Below are 24,669 nucleotides of genomic sequence, written 5' to 3' on the forward strand. Positions count from 1 at the left end.
ATCCATCCTACTTCACCCCCAATGTTTTCAATGTATTTTGAAGCGGATCCCCTAGTATCTCTGGCATAACTCCAATTGCAATAATACAAAAGATAAGTAGTAAAACAGGGACATACTCCCATCCATGTATATCAGATTTTGCTTCCCACTCTTTCTTTCCGAATGTCACTTGAAGTGTCGCCCTTAATACATATACAGCGGTTAAAATGATGCCAATCACACCGACTGCAGCAATGACGGGCTCTCCTTGAAATAAACCGAGAAAGGCAAGAAATTCACTAACAAACCCAGACATCCCTGGTAATCCAAGCGATGCCATTCCTCCTGCTAAGAAGAAGCCGCTAAGTACTGGGACACTTTTTGCGAGTCCACCAAGCGCTGTAATTTCTGATGTTCCGAAACGTTGTTCTATAACACCGAGTAAGAAAAACAGTAAGGCTGCAATTAAACCGTGCGATACAACCTGGAATAACGCCCCTTGTGTACCCGGTGCATTAAGTGACGCAAGTCCCATTAACACAATTCCCATATGCGAAATACTAGAGTAAGCCAGTACTTTCCTAAAGTCCGTTTGGATGAGTGCTAAAAAGGCACCGTACAATAAATTAATTACACCTAATATCGCAATTAGCGTTGCAACATCGTGAAAATATTCCGGGAATAGCCCTTTTCCGAAGCGAATAATACCGTACGCTCCAATCTTTAGCAAAACACCAGCATGAAGCATAACTACAGCTGGATGCGCTTCTATGTGCACATTGACCATCCAACGGTGCAACGGAAAAACAGGTAGTTTAATTGCAAAGGCAATCATTATGGCAATAAATACACCAAGCTGCAAGCTACTTGGGATGATGAGTTCTCCTTCTGCACTTACGCTTCTTAATATCTCTTTCAGCTCCATAATATTTGTTGTACCTGTTTTCGCGAACAAAATTGAGAAAACAATGAGCAAAATAGCTGAGCCAATACCGTTATATATTAAATAACTATACGCAGCCTTTTCGCTCGACAATTTCCCCCACTTCCCAATCAATAAGAACATTGGTGGCAACGTAATTTCAAAGAAGATAAAAAACAACATTAGATTTTGAGCAGCAAAGACGCCGAGCATCCCTATTTCTAGCACGAGTAACAGCATATAAAATGCTTTTAAATTTCTTTTAATAGAAAAGGCTGCAATTGCTGCGAGCATCGCTAGAAGAGCCGTCAGCACCATCATAACAAGCGACAAACCATCAATACCGAGCTCGTAATAAATAGAAAACCACCTTTTATCCACCGCTGTAAAATCTCCGAACTTAATCCATTTCACCTTTTCATCAAATAGTGACAAGCTCTTTCCAGAAGCATATGTACAAGCGAGGACGATAGCGATTCCAAATGGAAGTGCCGTCCCAAATAAGCCAAGCGCCCGCACTGTACGCAATTCCTTTTTCGGTGTTAATACAAGCAATAAAGTTCCTAAAAGCGGGGAAAAAATGAAGAACGTTAACAACAAATCATTCATCGTAAATCCCCTCCTGTATAGAGCAAAATAATGACGAGTACAGCGAGCGAAACCGCCGTTACAGTACCGTACACTTGTACATTCCCGTTTTGAAGTTTCGACCCAAGATTACTTGTACCTTTAACTACGCTTCCAATTAAAACTGCAATTCCCTCGACTACATACACTTCAAATAAGCGAAGCACATGAGCGATTCCTTTTGTAATAGGGATCACCGTCATGTTGTATAGTTCATCCACATAATATTTTTCTTTCAAAAGATTATAAAGCGAGGTTTCCGTACCCCCAGCCCAATCTCTAGAAATTGATTTCTTGCCATATATGAAATATGCAAGAGCGATTCCCGCAAATGAAACGAGCGTCGCAACAATCATAATCCAAACTGGCCCATGCGCTTCTTCAACCTTGAACCCTACATCTTTCGTCAACCAATCTCCGAGAAACGTACCGAACCATGGTGTATTTATATATCCTGCCACTACTGCGAGAACGCCGAGAACAATCATTGGATACGTCATAACGCGGGGCGACTCATGCACATCTTCCTTCGTCTTCGTTTCTCCGGTAAAGACAAGAAAGTATAGGCGGAACATATAAAACGCTGTTAAAAACGCCGCAATTACTGCTAAAGTAAATAAAACGTAATTGCCATTCATCCAAGTCGCCGCTAAAATTTCATCTTTGCTGAAAAAACCGGAAAGGAGCGGAACACCGCTAATGGCAAGGGTACCTATTAGAAATAGCGTACCAGTTACTTTCATCTTCTTCTGTAAACCGCCCATTTTATTAATGTTTTGCGTATGCACTGCATGAATTACACTTCCTGCTGCCAAAAATAGTAGTGCTTTAAAAAAAGCATGTGTCGTTAAATGGAAGACACCGGCTACATAACCTGCAGAACCTAACGCAAGCATCATATATCCAAGCTGGCTAACTGTAGAATAAGCAAGTACTCTCTTTATATCTGTTTGCACGAGACCGATAGAGGCCGCAAAGATTGCAGTGAAAGCTCCAACGATTGCCACGGTCTGCATCGCCACTGTACTTGCTGAAAATAGAGGGAACATCGTCGCTACTAAATATACGCCTGCTGCAACCATCGTCGCGGCGTGAATAAGTGCCGAAACAGGCGTTGGCCCCTCCATTGCATCTGGCAACCACGTATGAAGCGGGAACTGACCTGATTTCCCCATCGCCCCGATAAAAATTAATATCGCTGTTATCGTAATCATGTAAGGAGGTAAATCCCCTGTATAAATCGCCCTAAATATTGCGTCATATTCAAAACTACCTGCGTACCAAAAAATTAAAATCATCCCGATAAATAAACCAACATCTCCAATACGGGTCATAATAAAAGCCTTTTTTGCAGCAGCCTTCGCTTCTTCTTTAAAGAAATAAAAACCGATAAGTAAAAATGAGCCAAGGCCAACTAATTCCCAAAATATATAAAGCTGTAATAAATTCGTTGATATAACAAGCCCTAACATCGCAAATGTAAAGAGTCCTAAATATGCGTAAAAGGTTGGTAATCGTTCATCACCTTTCATATAACCTTTCGAATACACATGTACAAGCAGACTCACAAGCGTAACGATAAATAACATTAAAGCTCCTAATGCAGTCACCTCAAAGCCGAATGATATATCCACATCTCCAGCTCTAAGCCACACCCACTTATGCTTCACGCTTGCTTCTGAAAACCTTTCTATTAACACAAGTACCGCAAGTATAAAGGAGAGAAAGACGAAAAAAATACTAAGTACGCTGCTTCCTTCTCTAATTTTCTTCCCGAATATAATAAGTAACAAAAACGAAACGAGTGGGAAAAGCGGTATGAGCCATGCATAATCGATCATTGTTTCCTTCCCCCTTTTTCGGTCACAATGCTATCCTTTGAGCGTATCCATTTCATCCACCTGAACTGTCGTACGATTACGATACAAAGCAATTAAAATAGCGAGTCCTACCGCCGCTTCTGCTGCCGCTACAGCCATCGTGAACAGTGAGAAAATTTGACCTGTTAAATTCGGAAATAGGCCTAATTTACTAAACGCCACTAAGTTTAAATTGGCAGCATTCAGCATTAATTCGATACAAACTAATACGATTACTGTATTCCGCTTTGTTAAAGCTCCAAATAGACCGATGCAAAACAAAATAATCGCAAGCGTTAAATATGCAGAAGCTGGAACGCTACTCATTGGAATCCTCCTCTTTCTCGTCCTTTTTCGCAAGTATAATCGCGCCAACGAGTGCTACAAGTAAAATAACTGAAGTTAGTTCAAATGGAATAATATATTTTGAATAGAGAAGCGTACCGATTTGAAGTGTGTTGTTTTCATGGAGAGGTAAACTTCCTTGTGTGCTTTCATTTGCAAAATCAACATTATTAACAGCGAAATACATAACCGCTCCAAATGCTACAACTGCAAAGAAGATAATCCATTTTCGAAGAGTAAGACGCGATTCATTTTCCGCGTTATGTTTCGTTAACATAATGCCGAAAATCATAATAATTGTGATTGCACCAGAGTAAAGTAAAATTTGTGCAACGCCTATAAATTCAGCTGATAAAAGAAAATACAAACCTGCAATGCTGAGAAATGTCAGAACGAGAGCTAGCATCATGTGCATAACTTTCGTTAAGTTCAACATAAGAACACCGCCGATAATTGCAGACAAGGATAGTATAAAGAATGCTACAAACTCGCCATTCATGCCTTATTCTCCTTCCTGACGTTTTCGTCGTTTTCGTCAAGCCACTGCAAATTTTTAAATAAGTCATCACGTGAATATTCCGCGAGTTCAAAGTTATTTGTCATGACAATTGCCTCTGTCGGGCAAACTTCTGTACATAAATCACAAAGAATACAAATTTCAAAATTAATATCATACGTGTCGATAATTTTTCCTTTTTTCGTAGGATCTGGATGTTTCTTTCCTGTTAACTGAATACAGTCTGTCGGACAAATGTTAGAGCATTGATTACAAACAATACATTTCTCCGGATAAAATTTTTGAATCCCCCGAAAACGGTCTGGCAACGGCAACGGCTGATTTGGATAATCATACGTTACCTTCTTCTTGCTCAAATTACTTAATGTATATTTTAATCCTTTAAATAGTCCTTTCATCTCTTACTGGCACCCCCCTCATAGATTAGAAGAATAACTCCTTAATCAATGCCGTTAAGAAAATATTTGCAAGTGCAATCGGCAATAATACTTTCCACCCAAACTCCATTAACTGGTCACCTCTTATACGTGGGAACGTAACGCGGAACCAAATTAATAGAAAGACTACACTGCTAAATTTCAAAGCAAACCATACGGCACCTGGGATAAATCCAAGAAACATGACTGGATTCCATCCTCCTAAAAAGAGCACTGTAATTAACGATGCCATCCCGAAGAAATATACGTACTCTGAAAGCATGAAAAACGCCCAGCGAAAACCTGAGTATTCCGTATGGTATCCAGAAACAAGTTCTGACTCCGCTTCTGGCAAATCGAATGGCGTCCTATTTAACTCTGCAACTGCTGCGATTAAGAAAACGACGAATCCAATTGGCTGTACGAAAATGTACCAAACCTTCTCCTGCGCCGCTACAATCTCATTTAAATTCAGGCTACCAGCTAGCAAAACGATACCAATTACACTCATTACGAGCGGAATCTCATAAGAAATCATTTGCGCCGCCGCACGCATCCCTCCTAAAAGGGAATATTTATTATTCGATGCCCATCCCCCAGTTACAACACCTATCGTCGTAATACCGGAAACAGCAATATAATAAAGTAGCCCGACTCCAATATCTGCAAATTGAAATTTATCAGTGAACGGGATAACTGCAAGCACCATAAATGCTGGTGCAAATGCAATGACAGGCGCTAATATAAACAGCGGTTTATCTGCTGCTTTCGGAATACTATCTTCTTTCAATAATAGTTTTAAAACATCAGCTACCGTTTGCAGTAAACCGAATCGGCCTCCAACCTGGTTTGGTCCAATCCGCCCTTGCATAAACCCCATCACTTTCCGTTCTGCCAAAATTCCATATGTAACGAAGCCAAGGACTGCAAATAGTAGAAGCACCGCTAATCCGAAAAAAATGAAGAAATTCGTCCAGCTTGAAGGTGATTGTAAGAGCGTCTCAATCATTAGCCATCAACCTCCCCAAGTACAATATCAACTCCACCTAAAATCGTAATTAAATTAGCGATATTTTCACCTTTTAATAACTTCGGTAAAATTTGCAAGTTATAAAAAGATGGCCTGCGAAACTTCAAACGGTACGGCTCTTTCTTTCCATCACTTGCGATATAACAACCAATCTCTCCGCGCGGCGATTCAATACGTACAAACGCTTCTCCCTTAGGTGCCTTAATAATTTTCGGTACTTTTGCCAGCACAGCTCCATCTTTCGGGAACTGTTGAACCGCTTGCTCAACAATCTTTAAAGACTCCTCGATTTCTTGCATTCGGCAAACGTAGCGATCCCAAGCATCTCCCACGCTTCCAACAGGAATATCAAAATCAAAACGATCATAAATCGAATATGGCTCATCTTTGCGAAGATCCCAGTTTACTCCAGTGCACCGCAAATTTGCTCCGCTTAAAGAATACGAGATCGCTTCTTCCGCGCTATATATACCAACGCCTTTCACACGATTTAAGAAAATCTCATTACCGCTAACAAGATCATGATAACCTGCCAATTGCTCTCTCATATACGGAACAAACTCTTCCACCTTTTCAATCCAACCATCTGGCGCATCCCACTTCACACCACCAACTCTCATATAGTTAAAAGTAAGCCGTGCCCCGCATAATTCATTTAATAAATTTATAATCATCTCTCGTTCACGAAACGCGTACAGAAACGGGCTGACCGCTCCTATATCAAGAAGATTCGTCCCCCACCAAACGAGATGACTTGCAATTCTTCCTAGCTCCATCGCAAGTACTCGCAAATATTCGGCACGCTCTGGAATTTCAAGCCCCATCATCGTCTCTACAGCATGGCAAATGACGTAATTATTCGTCATGGCTGATAAATAGTCCATTCGATCTGTATAAGGAATAATTTGCGTATACTGTAAGCTCTCAGCAATCTTTTCCGTCCCGCGATGCAAATACCCAATAACCGGTGTAGCTTCTTTAATAATTTCCCCGTCAATCTTAATTACGAGCCTGAACACACCATGTGTACTCGGATGCTGAGGTCCTACATTCAAAAGCATCTCTTCCGTGCGGATCATAGCTACACCTCCACATCATACGGTTCATAGTCTTTTCTAAGCGGATATCCTATCCAATCATCTGGCATTAAAATACGCGTTAAATTCGGATGCCCTTTAAATACAATGCCTAGCAAATCGTACGCTTCTCTCTCCGGCCAGTCAGCCCCTTTCCAAAGCGCTGTCACAGACTCGACTTGCGGCGCTTCCCGGTCTAGTTTTACCTTCACCGCTACCGATTGTTTCTTGCCATATGAAAACAAATGAACATACACTTCCATATGTGTCACAAAATCCGTCGCATGTAGCTCTGACATATAATCAAAAGCAAGTCCCTCATGGAATCGCAGTGACTCCATCACTTCATAATATTTTGCGGGATCCACCACAAGAGTTGGCACATCCTTTGACAATTTATTAATATAGGAATCTACTAATGCACCCTCTCCTAACTTCTCCCTAATAGCCTCAACATACTGATTTAAATGCGGTTGATTTACGGACGGTTCTTCCTGCTTTGGCTCCTCCTCTTTCTTACCTTCAGCTCCCTTTGTCTTCGCTCTTGCAGCCGCTGCTGCTTTCGCTTTTGCAGCTGCAATTGCCTTGGCCTTTTCATCTCCCGAATCCCCATCACCTTGCGAGGCTTTCTGCTTCGCTAATGCTGCCGCTTTTGCCTTGGCCGCCGCCACCGCCTTCGCCTTGGCTTTCGCTTTTTCTTCTTCCGTTACTTCTTCTGTCCCTTCTCTTTTCTGTTTCGCTAACGCTGCCGCTTTTGCTTTTGCAGCTGCTGCCGCCTTCGCCTTGGCTTTCGCTTTTTCTTCTTCCGTTACTTCTTCTGTTCCTTCTCTTTTTTGCTTCGCTAACGCCGCCGCTTTTGCTTTTGCAGCCGCTGCTGCCTTTGCCTTCACTTTCGCTTTTTCTTCTTCCGTTACTTCTTCTGTTCCTTCTCTTTTCTGCTTCGCTAACGCTGCCGCTTTTGCTTTTGCAGCTGCTGCCGCCTTCGCTTTCACTTTTTCTTCTTCCGTTACTTCTTCTGTTCCTTCTCTTTTTTGCTTCGCTAACGCCGCCGCTTTTGCTTTTGCAGCTGCTGCCGCCTTCGCCTTCGCTTTCGCTTTTTCTTCTTCCGTTACTTCTTCTGTTCCTTCTCTTTTTTGCTTCGCTAACGCTGCTGCACGTCTTTTTGCTTCTTCTATAGTAATATCGTTATTTTTTGGTAGCGCTTTCTCTTTTTCTTGATCTTCTTCCTCAAGCTCACTTATTTCCGCCTCGTGTTTCGCTACAAGGCGTTTTCTCGCTTCTTCTTTTGCACGCCTAGCTGCTTCTTTTTTCAGATCCTCTAAATCTTTGTTTGGATTACTCATTTATTCGTCACCTGCTTCCCGGTCTTTGCTTCGTAACGAATTTTTTCTTTTAATTTATTAATTCCATAAATTAAAGCAGCCGGATTTGGGGGACAACCAGGAATATACACATCAACTGGTACGATTTGGTCTACACCTTTCACAACAGCATATGAATTTACATACGGACCACCTGCTGTCGCACAAGATCCCATCGCAATAACCCATTTCGGTTCAGGCATTTGATCATATAAACGCCGAACAATAGGAGCCATCTTCTTCGTTACTGTTCCCGATACAATCATGACGTCCGATTGCCTTGGTGAAGTTCGAAAAAATGACCCAAATCGATCTAAATCATAATGTGATGAGCCTACTCCCATCATTTCAATTGCACAGCACGCCAGTCCGAATGTCATCGGCCATAAAGAATTGCTCCTCGCCCATCCTTTCAACTGTTCCAATGTAGAAAAAAAGATATTTCGTTCTAATTCTGCTCGCTCATTTGGATGTAATTCCTCAAAATTTATAACCATTGTAACACCTTCTTTTTCCAAGCATACGCTAATCCAACTAGCAACATTACAACAAAGATGAGCATCTCAATTAATGCAAATAAACCTAGCTTGTCATACGCAACAGCCCAAGGATATAAAAATAAAGTTTCTACATCAAAGATCACAAACAATAAAGCGAAAATATAATAACGAGCATGAAACCGAATATTTGCATCGTGAAAAGGCTCAATTCCACTCTCATACGTCGTCGCCTTTGCTGCACTTGGTTTATTTGGGCGCAGCATCCTTCCTAATGTAAGAGCCACTACCGGCAGCAATATACCTAATAGCAAGAAAATCAAAACGATCATATAACTATTTTCATATACACTTGCCATTGTGAAACCCTCCCCCCTAAATTAAGAACAAGTTCACATAGTAAACAATATGTCCTAGTTGCAGTAATTATTATTTTTAAATTTTTCTAAATAATGCAACTATTCTAATCATTATAGCAAACTTCAAATTCCTATGTCGATATGTTGGGAGACAGAAACAAGAATTATTAAAATCTATCTTTACAACTTGCTATAATTGTGCAAAATAAATATAAAACTTATATATGCTTTTCAAGGAACCGTAGGTGATATAAATGAAAAAACAAACACATGTAAGTATTCTTATAAGCATTGTATTGCTGTCCATAACGCTTCACTACGTAGCGATGCCTTTTCTATATGAATACTCATTTCCTTTTCAGCTATTAATCGGAACGAGTACCCTATTAATTGATATTATCGCTTGTAGTTATATTCTTTACTTTTCAAACGTGAAAGAAGGGCTACCTCGTTTATTTTGGATCATATTATCTGTTGGAGCTCTCTCTTATTTTATCGGTGATATAGTCGTTGCCTATCAGCGTTTAATTGTAAAGGACTTCTATACGTTCGTTGATCCGTCTGATTTTTTTTACTTACTTTTTTTAGTTAGTTTTGCCTTTGCCTTTCTATACGAAATCATTTACAACCGAGATTTATTAGAAAAACTTTTTATGCTATGTGATATTTGTATTATCGTTACAGCCCAATTTACTTTAAGTTACTACTTACTTATTGAACGAACCATTCACATCTTTACAACATCCTATATCGACATATTTGTTCAACTTACCTATCCAATGGCTGATTTACTCTTTCTCTTAATAGGAATCAATCTTTTATTCAAACCACTATCCTTATTACCTAAAAAGGTTGGTGCGCTTCTTGGCAGTGCTTTAATTTTATATGCTACTACCGATGCGATTTATGCTTATATAAAATACTTCATACCAGAGTATTCTATGTTTACAGTTACTCCTTTCTATCAAGTAACCTTAGTACTAGTAGCAATTGCCTGTATTCTCCATACAAAAGAACCTGAAAAACAAGAACAAGTACTACTAACACTTAAAATTGGTGAAGCAATCCGATTATCATTACCGTATATTTCGGTAGTAATGCTTATTGTTTTTATATTAGTCGAATACGTTTTTGCGCCTATTATAGTAATCGGACTGATAATAACTTTCTCTTTCGTTCTCATACGTCATAGTTTAGTTCGAAAACAAAATAAAATATTATTGCTAGCTCAAATGCAATTCAACTCAGAACTCGAGAAACAAATTGAACTACGTACAGAAGATTTAGTAGAACAGAAAAATGAACTCTATCATAATCAACAAATGTTTAAATCTTTATACGAGCATCATCCAGATCCAATCTTCACATTAGATTTGTACGGTAATTTTCTCAAAGTAAATAACGCTGGTACTACTTTACTCGGTTATCAAACGAATGAATTATTAAACCAGCCTTACTACTCACTCATATACGAAGAAGATTTAGAAGAAATGATTAACGCCTTTCATCGTGTAAAAAAGGGATATTCTATCTCTTTAGAAATACGGGCGTACCATAAAAACAGAGATATTTACTACTTGCACGTTACCGCCGTACCGATCTTTTTAAAGGAGAAAATTTCTGGAGTTTATTTAATGATTAAAGATATTACGGAAAGCAAACAACAACAAGAACAAATTAATTTCCTAGCATACCATGATACTTTAACAGAGCTTGCAAATCGTCGTGCATTTCATAAACATTTAGAACAGGCAATTGCACGAGCAAAAGTATCGAAAAAGTCTTTTGCTGTTATGTTTCTCGACCTAGACCGTTTTAAAGTTATTAATGATACCCTCGGTCATCGAGTAGGAGACCTATTGCTTATCGCAGTAGCAAAAAGGCTCGAAAGAATATCAACATCAAATATGAAACTCGCGCGGCTAGCTGGAGATGAGTTCACAATCCTTATCGAGAATTACAAAAAAAAGCCAGATGTCCAAAAAATAGCTGATATGATTGTAGCGGCCATGAATGAGCCATTTGAAATCGAAAATCAACATTTACAAATCTCACCGAGTATCGGAATTGCAATATATCCTGAAGCAGGTGAAGATCCACTATCCATTTTGCAGCATGCTGATATGGCCATGTACGAAGCAAAGAATAAAGGAAAAAACGGTAGCTCTCTTTACACGAAAGAACTATATAAAAAAATGGAGCGAAAAGCTCGAATTGAAAAAGATTTGCCAATCGCTTTAGTAAACAAAGAATTTTATCTCGTTTATCAACCACAAATTGATACGACAACAAATAAAATTATCGGTGCTGAAGCTTTAATACGGTGGAAACACCCGCTATTAGGTGACATTTCACCATGTGAGTTTATTCCAATTGTAGAAGAGACGCCACAAGTAGTCCCACTTGGACATTGGGTATTACAAGAAGCTTGTCTCCAATTAAAAATATGGCATACCTTTGGCTACCAAAATTTAAAAATAAGTGTTAATTTATCTGCAAAAGAGTTCCGGCAAGATCAATTAATCGAAAACATTTCACAAATATTAAACGACGTGCAAGTCGATCCAAAATATGTAACCCTTGAGTTAACAGAAAGAATTGCAATGATTGACGAGAAAGAAACGTTATTAAGACTGAAGCAATTAAAAGAATACGGTATCCAAACTTCCATTGATGACTTCGGTACTGGGTATTCTTCTCTTGCTTATTTATCAATTTTTCCAATCGACACATTAAAAGTACCGAGAGAATTTACACAATTAGCTGATCATCGTCCTGAAGAACGAGCCATCGTTTCTACAATCCTTTCCCTCGCAAATACTTTAAATCTTTCAGTCGTTGCCGAAGGAATTGAAACCGAAAAACAGCTTAAGTTTCTGCAAAAACATAAATGTAAATATATGCAAGGTTACTATTTCAGTAAACCACTTACTAGCAATCAATTTATAAAGTTTCTACAAAAAAACCCCAGTATGAACAAATAATTCATACTGGGGGTTTTTTAGTGCTAAATATTTTTCTCATAATATTCTTCTGCGATCTCTTCGTAAAAAGCCGCAGATGTTGTGTAGAAATATGGAATTAACCATAAGAATCCAATCCCTAATGTAATACAACTTAATATAAACCAACCGATAAAACTTAAACATAAAATAAAATACTCCATCTTATGTCCATCCATCATACGACGACTTTCTGTAATAGCTTGGTTCAGTGAATATTCAGGATGATCGTTTATAATAAAGTATGTCATCGCATAAGAAAATGATTTAATAATACCTGGAATAATGAACAATAACGTCCATAAGAAAAGATAAAGATTTACTAATAAATATAATAAAAATGATTTTAGAAATCTCTTTCCCTCTGAAAACCAAATGAATACATTACCGATACTAGCTTGATTTTCACGAAGGATATTTAAACCAAGGTAATATCCACCTAAAGTTAACGGCCCAGTAACAAAAAATGTAAGAATATTCGTTGAAAGTGAACCATTTGTTTTTTGCCAACCGAAAATTAAAGAAAATCCCCAATCAACACTAAAACTAAAAGCCGTGATAAGAATTGAAATGAGCAGTGTAGCTCCAACAGCTAATCCCCACTTCCCTTCTAATGAATCTAGTGCTTCTCCTTTTAGATCACTAATCATGCGTAGCCTCGCCTCCTATACACAATAATTCTATTAGTATAGCATGTTCCTATTGAAATTCACCTTTTGAAATGTAGCGATAAAAGTGTGCTGTCGTTGTACTCATATACGGACTAAGCCAAAGAAATCCTATTCCAAAAGTAAGAAGCGCTAAAACAACCCAGCCTATGAAGCTCAGCCATAAAAGAAACAAATCTAACTTATGACCCCTCATAAGATTCTTACTTTCCTTCATCGCCTGCGAAACACTATATTCTGGATTTTCAATCATCACATAGTACGTCAGTGCATAAGAAAAATACATCACAATCATACCAACAATTGAAATTGCTAATAGTACGAAGAAAGCTATTGCAAATGACGTATTCCCTTCTTCACCTAACAATGCAAATAAGCCTATTAACAGCATCGGAATCCATGTACCCGTATATAACAAAATCGCAAGCATTGCCCACATTGTTTTCATCATTCTTTTAAAGCCACGAAATCCTTCGAATAAGTAATCTACTTTAGCATCTTCTCGTTTACTAATTTGTAGAAACACATTCGTGTAACCGTATGAGGTAATACCATAAGATGCATTACTCAAAATAATCATTATGCAATAGAAAATCCCAAATGTAATAGCTGCTCCAATTGACATCGTTTCCGCCTCAACTGACCCAGCTAAGCTAACAACTAAGAAAAATATAATAATTCCTGGAATTAAAAGTATAAGCATTGCAGCCATCGAAACGACATAACTTAAAATAAAATATAAAATCGTTGATCCAACACCTAGTCCCCATTTCCCCTTTAAAGAGTACAATGCTTCTCGTTTCATTTCACCGATCATTGATTCATCCCCTTCATAAAATATAAATTGTTGTACACTTCTACTTATACAAGCATCAATATAATTATACCAGTTTTGTAAAATTATCCATAAAATACACAAAAAAATCCGTAAAGGCAAGGCCCTTACGGATTTTTTTACTTCATATCAGAAACATTTAAACGGTTCACAGCACGTTGTAATGCCATTTCTGCACGTCTAAAGTCAACATGTGCTTGTTTGTCTTGCATACGTTGCTCAGCGCGACGCTTCGCTTCATTTGCACGATGGATATCGATATGGTTTGCTTCTTCAGCAGATGATGATAATACAGTTACTTTATCTGGACGAACTTCGATAAAGCCACCACTTACTGCTACATAATCAGTGTGTCCACCATTTTTCAGACGAACTGCACTAATTTTTAATGGTGCAACAGTTGGAATGTGACCTGGTAAAATCCCCATTTCCCCACTCTCTGCTTTTACACTTACCATTTCTACTTCTTTTTCGTAAACCGGTCCATCAGGAGTTACAATACTGACTGGAAATGTCTTCATACTTCGTCCCTCCTAAGGCCTTACGCCATCATTTTCTTCGCGTTCTCAATAACTTCTTCAATGCTACCAACAAGGCGGAATGCATCTTCTGGAAGGTCATCATATTTTCCTTCTAGAATTTCTTTGAAGCCACTAACTGTATTTTTTACAGGTACGTAAGAACCTTTTTGACCTGTAAACTGCTCAGCTACGTGGAAGTTTTGAGATAAGAAGAATTGAATACGACGAGCACGATGTACAACTAACTTATCTTCTTCAGATAACTCATCCATACCTAAGATAGCGATGATATCTTGAAGTTCTTTGTAACGTTGTAAAGTTTGCTGCACTTGACGTGCTACTTCATAATGCTCTTCTCCTACGATTTCTGGAGAAAGTGCACGAGATGTAGATGCTAATGGATCTACGGCTGGGTAAATACCCATTTGTGTTAAACGACGCTCTAAGTTTGTTGTTGCATCTAAGTGAGCGAATGTTGTAGCTGGTGCTGGGTCAGTATAGTCATCGGCTGGTACATATACCGCTTGGATAGACGTGATAGACCCTTTATTTGTAGATGTAATACGCTCTTGTAATTGACCCATTTCTGTTGCAAGTGTTGGTTGGTAACCTACCGCAGATGGCATACGACCAAGAAGGGCAGATACTTCAGAACCAGCTTGCGTGAAACGGAAGATGTTATCGATGAACAGAAGTACGTCTTGTCCTTGCTCATCACGGAAATGCTCAGCCATTGTTAAACCTGTTAATGCAACACGTTGACGTGCTCCAGGTGGCTCATTCATTTGTCCGAATACCATCGCAGTTTTCTTGATTACGCCAGAATCGCTCATTTCATGGTATAAGTCATTACCCTCACGAGTACGCTCACCTACACCAGCGAATACAGAGATACCACCGTGCTCTTGTGCGATGTTGTTAATTAATTCCTGAATTAATACTGTTTTACCTACGCCGGCACCACCGAATAGGCCGATCTTACCACCCTTAATGTAAGGAGCAAGTAAGTCTACTACTTTAATACCAGTTTCAAGAATTTCTACTTTAGTAGATAATTCTTCGAATGCAGGTGCTTGACGGTGAATTGGATCACGGTGTACATCCGCAGGAAGTTCACCATCTAAGTCAATTGCATCACCTAATACGTTGAATACACGACCAAGTGTTGCATCACCAACTGGTACAGAGATTGCTTTACCAGTATCTTCTACTTCTGTGCCACGAACAAGTCCATCTGTGGAAGACATCGCAACTGTACGAACTGTATCATCACCTAAATGAAGTGCAACTTCAAATGTTAAGTTCATGCTTCCGTTTTCGTTGCTTTGTTTTACCGTAAGGGCGTTGTAGATTTCTGGTAGCTTTCCGCCATCAAACTTAACGTCTACAACCGGACCCATGATTTGCGTAACGCGCCCTTTATTCATCGGGTTCCCTCCTAGCTTTCTTTTAATTAGCCAGCTCTCTAAGCGAAGTCGGCTTTTAATTTTTTATTAGTTTAGCTTACGCGACTCTTTTGAAAGAGCCGCTTCCACTTTTTATTGAATCTAGTTCCAGCGGCTAGAACAGTCGGTCATTTCGCGCCTTCCTGTGAGGCAAACTACGCCTCTTCGTCAGGAGCTCCAATGCCCTCCTGTTCTGGACGAGCCGCTTCCACTTTTTATTACTATTCTAACGCTGCTGCTCCACCAACGATTTCCGTAATTTCTTGCGTAATCGCTGCCTGACGCGCACGGTTGAATGAAAGTGTAAGTGAATCGATAACTTCCATTGCGTTGTCTGTAGCACTCTTCATTGCTGTCATACGCGCTGCGTGCTCACTTGCTTTACCATCTAGTAATGCACCGTACACTAAGCTTTCTGCGTATTGTGGCAATAATACTTTTAAAATTTCTTCTTCAGAAGGTTCAAATTCATAAGCTGTCGTCGGTTTGTCAGACGCCACATCAGTAAGCGGTAAAATTTTATTTTCCGTTACTTCTTGTGAAATTTTACTTACGTAATGGTTGTAGTAAATATACAGCTCATCATAAGCACCATCTGCGAACATCGCAATTGCTCGAGAAGCAAGATCTTTAATATCAGTAAATGATGGGTGGTCAGATAATCCAACTACTTCATCAATGATGTTAAAGCCGCGACGTTTTAAATAATCACGTCCTAGTCGTCCAAGTACAATAATTGAATATTGATTTGAATCCATATTATGACGTTCACGAATTACGTTACTTACTGTACGTAATACGTTACTGTTATAACCACCTGCTAGTCCGCGATCAGATGTAATAACGATGTATCCTGTACGCTTTACAGGACGCGCATTTAGCATTGGATGATTAATTCCTTTACTTCCTTGCGCAATGCTCGCTACTACTTCTTGAATCTTTTCCATATACGGAACGAAAGATTTAGCATTTTGCTCTGCACGGTTTAACTTAGATGCAGATACCATCTCCATCGCCTTCGTAATTTGACTCGTTTTCTTTGTCGAGGTAATCTTCGCTTTTATATCGCGTAAAGATGCCACAGGTTTTCACCACCTTTTTTCCGGAAGTTGGCACGATTAGTAAGAATCCTCTTCCTAATCTACGTTGCAAGATATTCTTGCTCATGATTGAAGGAAAAGAATAGGTGCACCTACTCTTTTCCTTTACATAACCGTCAGCAATCTCAGAGTCTGAGATGCCTTATATATTATCTAGCGTCGGCGGCTTGTACGAGCCGCTTCCGCTTTTATTAATCTAGTTCCGCCTCTTAGCCGATGAGGCTGAACAGTCGGCTTCACTTTTATTATTATTCAGAAGCTACGAATACTTTTTTAAATCCGTTAATTGCTGCTGCAAATTTGTCGTCATCCGCAAGTTTCTTAGTTGTGCGGATTTCTTCTAATAAGTCAGTCGCATTAGAATCTAACCAAGCATGGAATTCTTCTTCGAAACGAGTGATATCTACTACTGGGATATCATCTAGGAATCCACGTGTTAAAGCGTAAAGAATGATAACTTGTTTCTCTACACGTAACGGTTTGTGTAATCCTTGTTTTAATACCTCAACAGTACGAGCACCACGGTTTAATTTCGCTTGAGTTGCTTTATCAAGGTCAGAACCGAACTGAGCGAACGCTTCTAACTCACGGTAAGATGCAAGGTCAAGACGAAGTGTACCTGATACTTTACTCATTGCTTTAATCTGAGCAGATCCACCTACACGAGATACAGAAGTACCCGCATCGATCGCTGGACGTACGCCAGAGAAGAATAGGTCAGATTGTAAGAAGATTTGTCCATCCGTAATAGAAATTACGTTTGTTGGGATGTATGCTGATACGTCCCCTGCTTGTGTTTCGATGAAAGGTAGTGCAGTTAAAGAACCGCCGCCTCTTGCATCACTTAATTTTGCTGCACGCTCTAATAAGCGAGAATGTAAGTAGAATACATCCCCTGGATAAGCTTCACGACCTGGAGGACGACGTAATAGTAATGACAGCTCACGGTAAGCCGCTGCTTGTTTTGATAAGTCATCATATACTACTAATACGTGTTTACCATTGTACATGAACTCTTCACCCATTGTTACACCAGCATAAGGAGCTAAGTATAATAATGGAGCTGGTTGAGAAGCAGATGCAGTTACAACGATTGTGTACTCTAATGCACCGTGCTTACGTAGTGTTTCTACTACGTTACGTACAGTTGATTCTTTTTGTCCGATAGCTACATAGATACAAATCATATCTTCATCTTTTTGGTTAATGATTGTATCAAGTGCAACTGCTGTTTTACCAGTTTGACGGTCACCGATGATTAACTCACGTTGACCACGGCCAATTGGTACAAGAGCGTCGATCGCTTTAATACCTGTTTGAAGTGGCTCATGAACAGATTTACGATCCATTACACCTGGTGCTGGACTTTCGATTGGACGAGTGTTTGTTGTATTGATTGGGCCTAAACCATCAACTGGTTGACCTAATGGGTTTACAACACGACCAATTAGTTCTTTTCCTACTGGTACTTGCATGATGCGACCAGTACGACGAACTTCGTCACCTTCACGGATTTCTGTGTAAGGTCCTAAAATGATAATACCTACGTTGTTTTCCTCTAAGTTTTGTGCTAGTCCCATAACGCCGTTAGAGAACTCTACAAGCTCACCAGCCATAACGTTATCAAGACCATGAGCACGCGCAATACCGTCACCAACTTGGATAACTGTACCAACATCACTAACTTCGATTTCAGACTGATAGTTCTCGATTTGTTGCTTTATCAGTGCGCTAATTTCTTCAGCTCTGATGCTCATGTGCTTCACCCCTATCTATTCTTCATTAATTCACGCTGAATACGTGCTAATTTTCCTTGTAAACTTCCGTCATAAATGCGATTTCCAATGCGTACTTTAATTCCGCCTAGTAAATCTTCATCTACAACATTTTTCACGCGAATTGCATCTTTTCCCGTTCTCTTTGCAAATGCTTCTGCAATGTTAAGCTTCTCTTCTTCAGATAGAAGACGAATAGAATATACAGTTGCATCCGCTACGTTACGTTCTTCATTAGCAAGAACAACATATTCATCTGCAATTTCAGGTAAGATATCAATACGCTTGTTATCAATTAAAATATATAACGTATTTAAAATTGATTCAGAAACAGATCCGAATACGTTTGCAAGAAACGTTTTCTTCTGCTCTTTTGAAATGTTTGGTTGCGTTAAAAAGCTATGTAGTTCTCCGTTCTTTACATAAACGTTTTGTACAAGGCGTAATTCTTCTTCAAACATTTCTAATACGTGTTTTTCTTTTGCAATTTTAAAAAGAGCGACAGCATAACGTTTTGCTACAATCCCATTGCTCATCGCGCTTCTCCTACTTCTTTAATATAATCGCGAATTAACTTAACTTGATCTTCTTCTTTTAATTCTTTTTCAATTACTTTAGAAGCAATTTGAACAGATAAAGAAGCGACTTGTTCTTGTAAAGCAGCAATCGCTTGCTCTTTTTCGCGTTGAATTTCTTGTACAGCAGATGCTTTAATTGATTCTGCTTCTTCTTTCGCAGCAGCAACAATAACATCCTTTTGATCTACAGCTTGTTTTTTCGCTCTTTCAATTAACTCTTGTGCTTCAACACGTGATTGTTTTAACATTTCACGTTGTTCTTCTACTAACTTCTTCGCTTCAGCGTTACTTCTTTCTGCAGCGTCGATTTCATTAGTAACATGCTCTTCACGTTCTTTCATAATTCCCATTAAAGGACCCCACGCAAATTTGCGTAGCATTACTAATAGAATTAAGAAAATGAACAATGTATAAGCAATCGTTCCAAATGGAATGGCAGCTCCTAATAATAAAGTTGGCACAAGGATTCACTCCCTTCAAAATATCTAAATTGATCATATGAAAAAAAAAGACATACGTTTCGTTCATAAAGCAATGGCGAAGAAAGTTCGGAAAAACACTCTTCGCCATCTATGTAAGGGGAGTCTCCCTTATTTGTTCATTACGATGAATGCAATAACTACACCGATGATTGGAAGTGCCTCAACTAAAGCAACCCCGATGAACATAATTGTTTGAAGTGCGCCTTTTAATTCTGGTTGACGAGCAACACCTTCGATTGTACGTGATACGATAAGACCGTTACCAATACCTGCACCTAATGCTGATAAACCAATTGCAATTGCAGCTGCGATTACACCTAAACTCATTTAATTTGTCCTCCTTTGTATTATAAAAAAATAAATTTTTTCTTACTTAAATTATATTAATGGTCATGACTTACTTTATGAGCCATATAAACCATCGTTAACATAACGAAAATAAATGCTTGGATTGATCCAACGAATACACTGAATCCCATCCATGCTAACATTGGTACAAGCGCACCTAATGCTCCAAGGAATGATGCCCCGCCTAACTTAGCAAGTAATCCTAATAAGATCTCACCTGCATAAATGTTACCGAATAAACGAAGACCTAACGTTAATGTGTTAGCAAACTCCTCAATAACCTTTAATGGGAATAAGAATTTCATAGGTTGGAAATAACCTTTAACATACTCTTTCGTACCCTTCATCTTAATTCCATAATAATGGGTGAGGGTAACTACCATCACGGCTAATGTTAATGTAACTGCTGGATCAGACGTTGGTGACCTCCACCATGCAATATGTTCGCCAGCTTCAGTTGCTGAATACATGAATGGTAAACCAAGGAAGTTCGATACGATGATAAACATGATAAGCGTAACGCCAAGCGTTAAGAAACGTCCACCTGTTTTCCAGTCCATCGTACTATTGATAATCCCTTTCACGAAGTCAAACACCCATTCCATGAAGTTTTGCATCCCGGTTGGGCGAAGGGCTAAGCTGCGAGTTCCGATAACAGCGATTAAGAAAACAATAACTGCTGCTACAGTAACCATCATAACTGATGACAAATCGAACGTTAAACCTAGAAATTCAACTAATTTACCGTGTTCCACTAGTAATTCACCTCTCTTCCCTGCTCTTATACTCTAAATAAAGAAAATCTATGATCATGACAAGGTATCCTGTCAGCAATCCTACACCTAAGCCCCACATCGCAATTAACTCTTGATATTTGGCTGCAAATAAAATTAATAACCCAATCGTGGCGAATCTTGAATATGTACTTACAGCTGTCGCCTTAAACTTCACGTTTTCTCCATTTGTTACGCGATCTAACAGCTTGTCTGTTCTACGTGCAATGATGCGCAAACTAAGAAAACTGAAAATCGTTCCGATAATCAGCCCAAGAAATACATCCTTGTAAGAGGTAAATCCCCATCCTAGCACTAGAAGCGCAAGCAAGTAGTACATATATTTCTTTTGTCTTTGGACAAGTCCATGTACGTCTATCATCATTGCTCTCCCGAATAGTAATGTCGAATGAGTCGAATCATTGCGTATACCCCTGTTCCTAACCCGAGTAATAACCCTATAATAAGAAACAATGGAAACGTTCCAACCTTATTATCAATCCACTGCCCGCCAAAGATTCCAACAAGTATAGAACCGACTAACTGAGCAAGAATTCCTGACATTAAAGCATATGCTTTTATATGGCTGCGATCGTTTTTTTGCAAGGATTCATCCCTCCAATATGTAACCCTCATTCACGATGTGTTAATAATAACTCATTTTTTTGCATAAATCCTATACAAAACAAAAAGTTTACATTTTCGTCACGGAATAGATGTAATTTTGTCACTGAAAGCCCTACCATCTATCCCCGTTGTTAGCATACAATAGGGTATTAACAGTGTCAACGAGAAATCGTAAAAAATCTAAAAATTTGAGTATTAGGCATTTCCTCCCAAAAATGAAAACGTTCCCCTTCTAAATACTGGTTACATATATGCAATTTCTAACAGTTTTCTCTTTATAATAGAAGGAAATGTTCACAAGTTTGTCACTATTATATTTTCGAGATATAACGCTTTCCTTCCATAATATAGTGTTCCTCAGACGTAAGACTTCTATATTATATGTGATGTGTATGCAACTTATGTTGTATATACGATGTATATTTATCCTCCCCCTCCCCTACTTGCTTGCAGCAAAAAAAAACGAACAGGGGAATCTCCCCTGCTCGTCAGTTGTCTTACTTCGTTCCGAATAAACGGTCACCAGCATCACCAAGACCTGGTACTACATATCCGTGGTCATTTAATTTCTCATCTAATGCTGCTACATAAATATCAACATCAGGATGTTCTTCTTGTACTACTTTTACCCCTTCTGGAGCTGCAACGATACACATTAATTTAATTTGTTTCGCACCGCGCTTTTTCAGAGAGTTAATTGCTTCAGCCGCAGAACCACCTGTTGCTAGCATCGGATCTAGTACGATAAAGTCGCGCTCTTCTACATCCGTTGGAAGTTTCACATAGTATTCTACCGGTTGCAATGTTTTAGGGTCACGGTATAAACCAACGTGTCCTACTTTTGCTGCTGGAATTAATTTCAGAATTCCATCAACCATTCCTAAACCTGCACGTAAAATCGGAATTAAACCAAGTTTTTTACCAGCGATCACTTTTGTTGTCGCTTTGCTTACAGGCGTTTCAATTTCGATGTCCTTAAGCGGAAGGTCGCGAGTAATTTCGAAAGCCATTAAGCTTGCTACTTCGTCCACTAATTCACGAAAATCTTTCGTACCTGTATTCTTATCGCGAATATATGTAATCTTATGTTGAATTAACGGGTGATCAAATACATACAGTTTTCCCATGTGAATCTCTCCTTTAGATGATATTCATGCGTTTGCACGCTTTTTTACACTATTTACGATTGTAAAGAAAACGCTACTAATATTCAAGGGCAAATTTGGCAAAATCATGATTTTACGATGAATCTATCTAGTATCTTTACCAATTATGGGAGCTGTATCCTTCATTATATCGCCAAAATTTATTCATCATTTGTATACATACTTTAAAAATAATATATGTCCACAAAAAAGACCGCCAAAACAATTAAGTCTCGGCAGTCTTCTTCAATCTATTATAGATTTGGATACATTGGGAATTTGCTAGTTAACGCTTCTACACGCTTACGTACTTCTTCTAATGCAGCTTCATTTTCATGATTTTTTAATGTATAAGCAATAAGTGACGCAATTTCATCCATTTCTTCTAAACCGAAACCACGAGATGTTACAGCTGCTGTACCGATACGTACACCACTTGTTACAAATGGGCTTGCTGTTTCAAATGGAATTGTATTTTTGTTCACTGTAATACCAACTTCATCTAATACGTGCTCTGCTACTTTACCTGTGATTTCTAAGTTACGAACATCAATCAAGATTAAGTGATTGTCTGTTCCGCCAGAAACAAGTGTAAGTCCTTCTTTTTGAAGACCTTCAGCTAAGCGGTTCGCATTGTTAATGATATTTTGTGCATATGTTTTGAAATCATCTTGAAGTGCTTCACCAAACGCAACAGCTTTTGCAGCGATTACGTGCATAAGTGGACCACCTTGAATACCAGGGAAGATTGATTTATCAATTTGTTTTGCAAATTGCTCTTCACATAAAATCATACCACCACGCGGGCCACGTAACGTTTTATGTGTTGTCGTTGTAACGAAATGTGCATGTGGTACTGGATTTGGATGTAAACCAGCAGCTACTAAACCAGCGATATGTGCCATATCAACCATTAAATAAGCGCCCACTTCATCTGCAATCTCACGGAATCGCTTGAAATCGATAACACGAGGGTATGCACTTGCACCTGCAACGATTAATTTTGGTTTATGTTCTTTCGCTTTTGCTAATACATCATCGTAATTAATACGGTGAGAGTCAGCATCCACGCCATATTCTACGAAATTATATTGTACTCCACTGAAGTTAACAGGGCTTCCGTGTGTTAAGTGACCACCATGAGATAAATTCATACCAAGTACTGTATCGCCTTGCTTTAAAATCGTGAAGTATACTGCCATGTTCGCTTGTGCACCAGAGTGTGGTTGAACATTTACGTGCTCTGCGCCGAAAATTTCTTTCACGCGATCACGTGCGATATCTTCTACTACGTCTACGTGTTCACAGCCACCATAATAACGTTTTCCAGGATATCCTTCAGCATACTTATTCGTTAAAACAGAACCTTGCGCCTCCATTACTGCTTCACTTACGAAGTTTTCCGAAGCAATTAACTCAATCTTCGAACGCTGTCTTCCTAGTTCTGCCTCAATTGCAGCAAATACCTTTTCATCTTGACGTTTTAAATGATCCACCAAAATCCCCCTTTTCTGAACGAATTACATCAATTCCCAACAGTTTTTTCTTATTTATTCAGAAAAAACGAAAATTCAGGTTGTAATTCTTTCGAACCTTCATGTTTTCAACTACATTCTAACATGACTTTCTATATCATAAAAGAAAAAAAAGACCGAAAATTGGTCTTTTCTTTCTTCTACTATAAAGTCAGACAACATACCTTTTATCTTATGATAAACAGCTACTATATGACTTCCTAATTTCTCATATTTAACTGCAAGTGGTAGTCTCTTCCACCACCGCGTAAACAGCACGTGCTCCACCTATTAGTTTTCCACGTGTTTTAGCCATCGTTACATGTGCACTTCCAATTGCCTTCACACTTGTACGAACCGGAACAGCTACATGTTTTAAATGCATACCAATAAACGTATCACCAATATCCATTCCTGCATCTGCTTTAATAAACTCAACTACTACCGGATTTTTCAAATTGTGATACGCATATGTCCCCAATGCACCACCTGCTGATCTAACAGGCGTAACTGTTACAATTTCAAATTGATATTTTATCGCTACTTCTCTCTCAACCACTAAAGCACGGTTTAAATGCTCACAACATTGAAACGCTAATTCAATACCTGTTTGCTCTTGAAATTGTTTTAACTCAGAAAAAATCGCCTCTGCTACTTCCATCGTTCCTGATGTTCCAATTCTTTCGCCTAGCACTTCGCTCGTGCTACAACCCACTACAAAAATTTGACCGCTTTGTAATGAAGCTTGTTCTTGGAAATCAGAAAGCGACATTTGTAGCTGTTCTCTTACCTTTACGATTTCTGTCATTACGCCTCTTCCTTTCACAGGTTGGTTCACCAAATTATATTTCACACTACTGATAGTTAG

At 38.9% G+C, this 24,669-nt stretch carries 27 protein-coding genes; 1 reads left to right on the plus strand and 26 read right to left on the minus strand.

What is annotated here, in order from left to right:
- Nucleotides 1-7: 7 nt before the first annotated feature.
- Genes ACW0JX_RS25845 through nuoA form a run of 10 tightly spaced genes read right to left on the minus strand, consistent with a single transcriptional unit; the run spans nt 8 to nt 8,988 of the window.
- Nucleotides 8-1,510 (minus strand): NADH-quinone oxidoreductase subunit M, encoded by a 1,503-nt coding sequence (locus ACW0JX_RS25845; protein ID WP_098126855.1) that lies wholly within the window; start codon nt 1,508-1,510, stop codon nt 8-10.
- Nucleotides 1,507-3,369, minus strand: a complete 1,863-nt coding sequence (gene nuoL / locus ACW0JX_RS25850; RefSeq protein WP_000568236.1) for an NADH-quinone oxidoreductase subunit L — start codon at nt 3,367-3,369, stop codon at nt 1,507-1,509. The genes ACW0JX_RS25845 and nuoL overlap by 4 nt, the downstream gene beginning before the upstream one ends.
- Before the next feature lie 30 nt (nt 3,370-3,399).
- Nucleotides 3,400-3,714, minus strand: coding sequence for an NADH-quinone oxidoreductase subunit NuoK (gene nuoK, locus ACW0JX_RS25855; RefSeq protein WP_000100079.1), 315 nt, complete (start codon nt 3,712-3,714; stop codon nt 3,400-3,402).
- Complete coding sequence (locus ACW0JX_RS25860; protein ID WP_001012812.1) at nt 3,707-4,231, minus strand: NADH-quinone oxidoreductase subunit J; 525 nt, start codon at nt 4,229-4,231, stop codon at nt 3,707-3,709. The genes nuoK and ACW0JX_RS25860 overlap by 8 nt, the downstream gene beginning before the upstream one ends.
- Nucleotides 4,228-4,647, minus strand: a complete 420-nt coding sequence (nuoI, locus tag ACW0JX_RS25865) for an NADH-quinone oxidoreductase subunit NuoI (protein WP_000677191.1) — start codon at nt 4,645-4,647, stop codon at nt 4,228-4,230. The genes ACW0JX_RS25860 and nuoI overlap by 4 nt, the downstream gene beginning before the upstream one ends.
- 25 nt (nt 4,648-4,672) lie before the next feature.
- On the minus strand, nt 4,673-5,674 hold the full coding sequence (gene nuoH / locus ACW0JX_RS25870; RefSeq protein WP_000573426.1) for an NADH-quinone oxidoreductase subunit NuoH: 1,002 nt from the start codon (nt 5,672-5,674) through the stop codon (nt 4,673-4,675).
- A complete protein-coding gene (gene nuoD, locus ACW0JX_RS25875; RefSeq protein ID WP_000621434.1) occupies nt 5,674-6,774 on the minus strand; it encodes an NADH-quinone oxidoreductase subunit NuoD in 1,101 nt (366 codons plus the stop codon). Before nuoD ends, nuoH begins: the two co-directional genes overlap by 1 nt.
- A 2-nt stretch (nt 6,775-6,776) precedes the next feature.
- On the minus strand, nt 6,777-8,114 hold the full coding sequence (locus ACW0JX_RS25880; protein WP_459245214.1) for an NADH-quinone oxidoreductase subunit C: 1,338 nt from the start codon (nt 8,112-8,114) through the stop codon (nt 6,777-6,779).
- Nucleotides 8,111-8,629 (minus strand): NADH-quinone oxidoreductase subunit NuoB, encoded by a 519-nt coding sequence (nuoB, locus tag ACW0JX_RS25885; protein ID WP_000236331.1) that lies wholly within the window; start codon nt 8,627-8,629, stop codon nt 8,111-8,113. Before nuoB ends, ACW0JX_RS25880 begins: the two co-directional genes overlap by 4 nt.
- Nucleotides 8,620-8,988 (minus strand): NADH-quinone oxidoreductase subunit NuoA, encoded by a 369-nt coding sequence (nuoA, locus tag ACW0JX_RS25890; protein WP_000179273.1) that lies wholly within the window; start codon nt 8,986-8,988, stop codon nt 8,620-8,622. Before nuoA ends, nuoB begins: the two co-directional genes overlap by 10 nt.
- A 254-nt stretch (nt 8,989-9,242) precedes the next feature.
- On the opposite strand from nuoA, the gene ACW0JX_RS25895 reads away from it, so the two are divergent.
- A complete protein-coding gene (locus tag ACW0JX_RS25895) occupies nt 9,243-11,972 on the plus strand; it encodes a putative bifunctional diguanylate cyclase/phosphodiesterase (protein ID WP_242806181.1) in 2,730 nt (909 codons plus the stop codon).
- Nucleotides 11,973-11,995: 23 nt separating this feature from the next.
- On the opposite strand, the gene ACW0JX_RS25900 is transcribed toward ACW0JX_RS25895, so the two are convergent.
- From ACW0JX_RS25900 to ACW0JX_RS25975, 16 genes are all read right to left on the minus strand, one after another.
- The gene (locus tag ACW0JX_RS25900) at nt 11,996-12,640 is read right to left on the minus strand and encodes a DUF975 family protein (RefSeq protein WP_023523558.1); all 645 of its coding nucleotides are present in this window, start codon (nt 12,638-12,640) and stop codon (nt 11,996-11,998) included.
- A gap of 49 nt (nt 12,641-12,689) precedes the next feature.
- A complete protein-coding gene (locus ACW0JX_RS25905) occupies nt 12,690-13,475 on the minus strand; it encodes a DUF975 family protein (RefSeq protein ID WP_327904814.1) in 786 nt (261 codons plus the stop codon).
- A 137-nt stretch (nt 13,476-13,612) separates the two neighbouring features.
- The gene (gene atpC / locus ACW0JX_RS25910; protein ID WP_000847215.1) at nt 13,613-14,014 is read right to left on the minus strand and encodes a F0F1 ATP synthase subunit epsilon; all 402 of its coding nucleotides are present in this window, start codon (nt 14,012-14,014) and stop codon (nt 13,613-13,615) included.
- 20 nt (nt 14,015-14,034) lie between these two features.
- Entirely contained in the window at nt 14,035-15,441 is a 1,407-nt protein-coding gene (gene atpD, locus ACW0JX_RS25915; protein WP_001032596.1) for a F0F1 ATP synthase subunit beta, read from the minus strand.
- Between the two features lie 239 nt (nt 15,442-15,680).
- The gene (gene atpG / locus ACW0JX_RS25920) at nt 15,681-16,541 is read right to left on the minus strand and encodes a F0F1 ATP synthase subunit gamma (protein WP_000157703.1); all 861 of its coding nucleotides are present in this window, start codon (nt 16,539-16,541) and stop codon (nt 15,681-15,683) included.
- Nucleotides 16,542-16,807: 266 nt separating this feature from the next.
- Nucleotides 16,808-18,316: a F0F1 ATP synthase subunit alpha gene (atpA, locus tag ACW0JX_RS25925; protein WP_000027521.1), complete on the minus strand. Its 1,509-nt coding sequence runs from the start codon at nt 18,314-18,316 to the stop codon at nt 16,808-16,810.
- Nucleotides 18,317-18,327: 11 nt separating this feature from the next.
- Nucleotides 18,328-18,870 carry a F0F1 ATP synthase subunit delta gene (atpH, locus tag ACW0JX_RS25930; protein ID WP_000064682.1) on the minus strand — a complete coding sequence of 181 codons (543 nt, stop codon included), beginning with the start codon at nt 18,868-18,870 and terminating at the stop codon, nt 18,328-18,330.
- A complete protein-coding gene (gene atpF / locus ACW0JX_RS25935; protein ID WP_001142615.1) occupies nt 18,867-19,373 on the minus strand; it encodes a F0F1 ATP synthase subunit B in 507 nt (168 codons plus the stop codon). The genes atpH and atpF overlap by 4 nt, the downstream gene beginning before the upstream one ends.
- A gap of 129 nt (nt 19,374-19,502) precedes the next feature.
- The gene (gene atpE / locus ACW0JX_RS25940) at nt 19,503-19,721 is read right to left on the minus strand and encodes a F0F1 ATP synthase subunit C (protein WP_000052064.1); all 219 of its coding nucleotides are present in this window, start codon (nt 19,719-19,721) and stop codon (nt 19,503-19,505) included.
- Nucleotides 19,722-19,777: 56 nt separating this feature from the next.
- Nucleotides 19,778-20,497: a F0F1 ATP synthase subunit A gene (gene atpB, locus ACW0JX_RS25945; protein WP_000399870.1), complete on the minus strand. Its 720-nt coding sequence runs from the start codon at nt 20,495-20,497 to the stop codon at nt 19,778-19,780.
- Between the two features lie 7 nt (nt 20,498-20,504).
- Nucleotides 20,505-20,897 (minus strand): ATP synthase subunit I, encoded by a 393-nt coding sequence (locus ACW0JX_RS25950; protein WP_000567600.1) that lies wholly within the window; start codon nt 20,895-20,897, stop codon nt 20,505-20,507.
- Nucleotides 20,897-21,121: an AtpZ/AtpI family protein gene (locus tag ACW0JX_RS25955; RefSeq protein ID WP_001171223.1), complete on the minus strand. Its 225-nt coding sequence runs from the start codon at nt 21,119-21,121 to the stop codon at nt 20,897-20,899. Before ACW0JX_RS25955 ends, ACW0JX_RS25950 begins: the two co-directional genes overlap by 1 nt.
- A 26-nt stretch (nt 21,122-21,147) precedes the next feature.
- Complete coding sequence (locus ACW0JX_RS25960; protein WP_000232962.1) at nt 21,148-21,261, minus strand: DUF4024 domain-containing protein; 114 nt, start codon at nt 21,259-21,261, stop codon at nt 21,148-21,150.
- 378 nt (nt 21,262-21,639) lie between these two features.
- Nucleotides 21,640-22,269, minus strand: a complete 630-nt coding sequence (upp, locus tag ACW0JX_RS25965; RefSeq protein ID WP_000517539.1) for a uracil phosphoribosyltransferase — start codon at nt 22,267-22,269, stop codon at nt 21,640-21,642.
- Nucleotides 22,270-22,541: 272 nt separating this feature from the next.
- Nucleotides 22,542-23,783 (minus strand): serine hydroxymethyltransferase, encoded by a 1,242-nt coding sequence (gene glyA / locus ACW0JX_RS25970; protein ID WP_459245215.1) that lies wholly within the window; start codon nt 23,781-23,783, stop codon nt 22,542-22,544.
- Between the two features lie 253 nt (nt 23,784-24,036).
- A complete protein-coding gene (locus ACW0JX_RS25975) occupies nt 24,037-24,609 on the minus strand; it encodes a TIGR01440 family protein (RefSeq protein WP_459245216.1) in 573 nt (190 codons plus the stop codon).
- Nucleotides 24,610-24,669 lie beyond the last annotated feature (60 nt).

It is taken from the genome of Bacillus sp. C-3-6, from assembly GCF_054509685.1.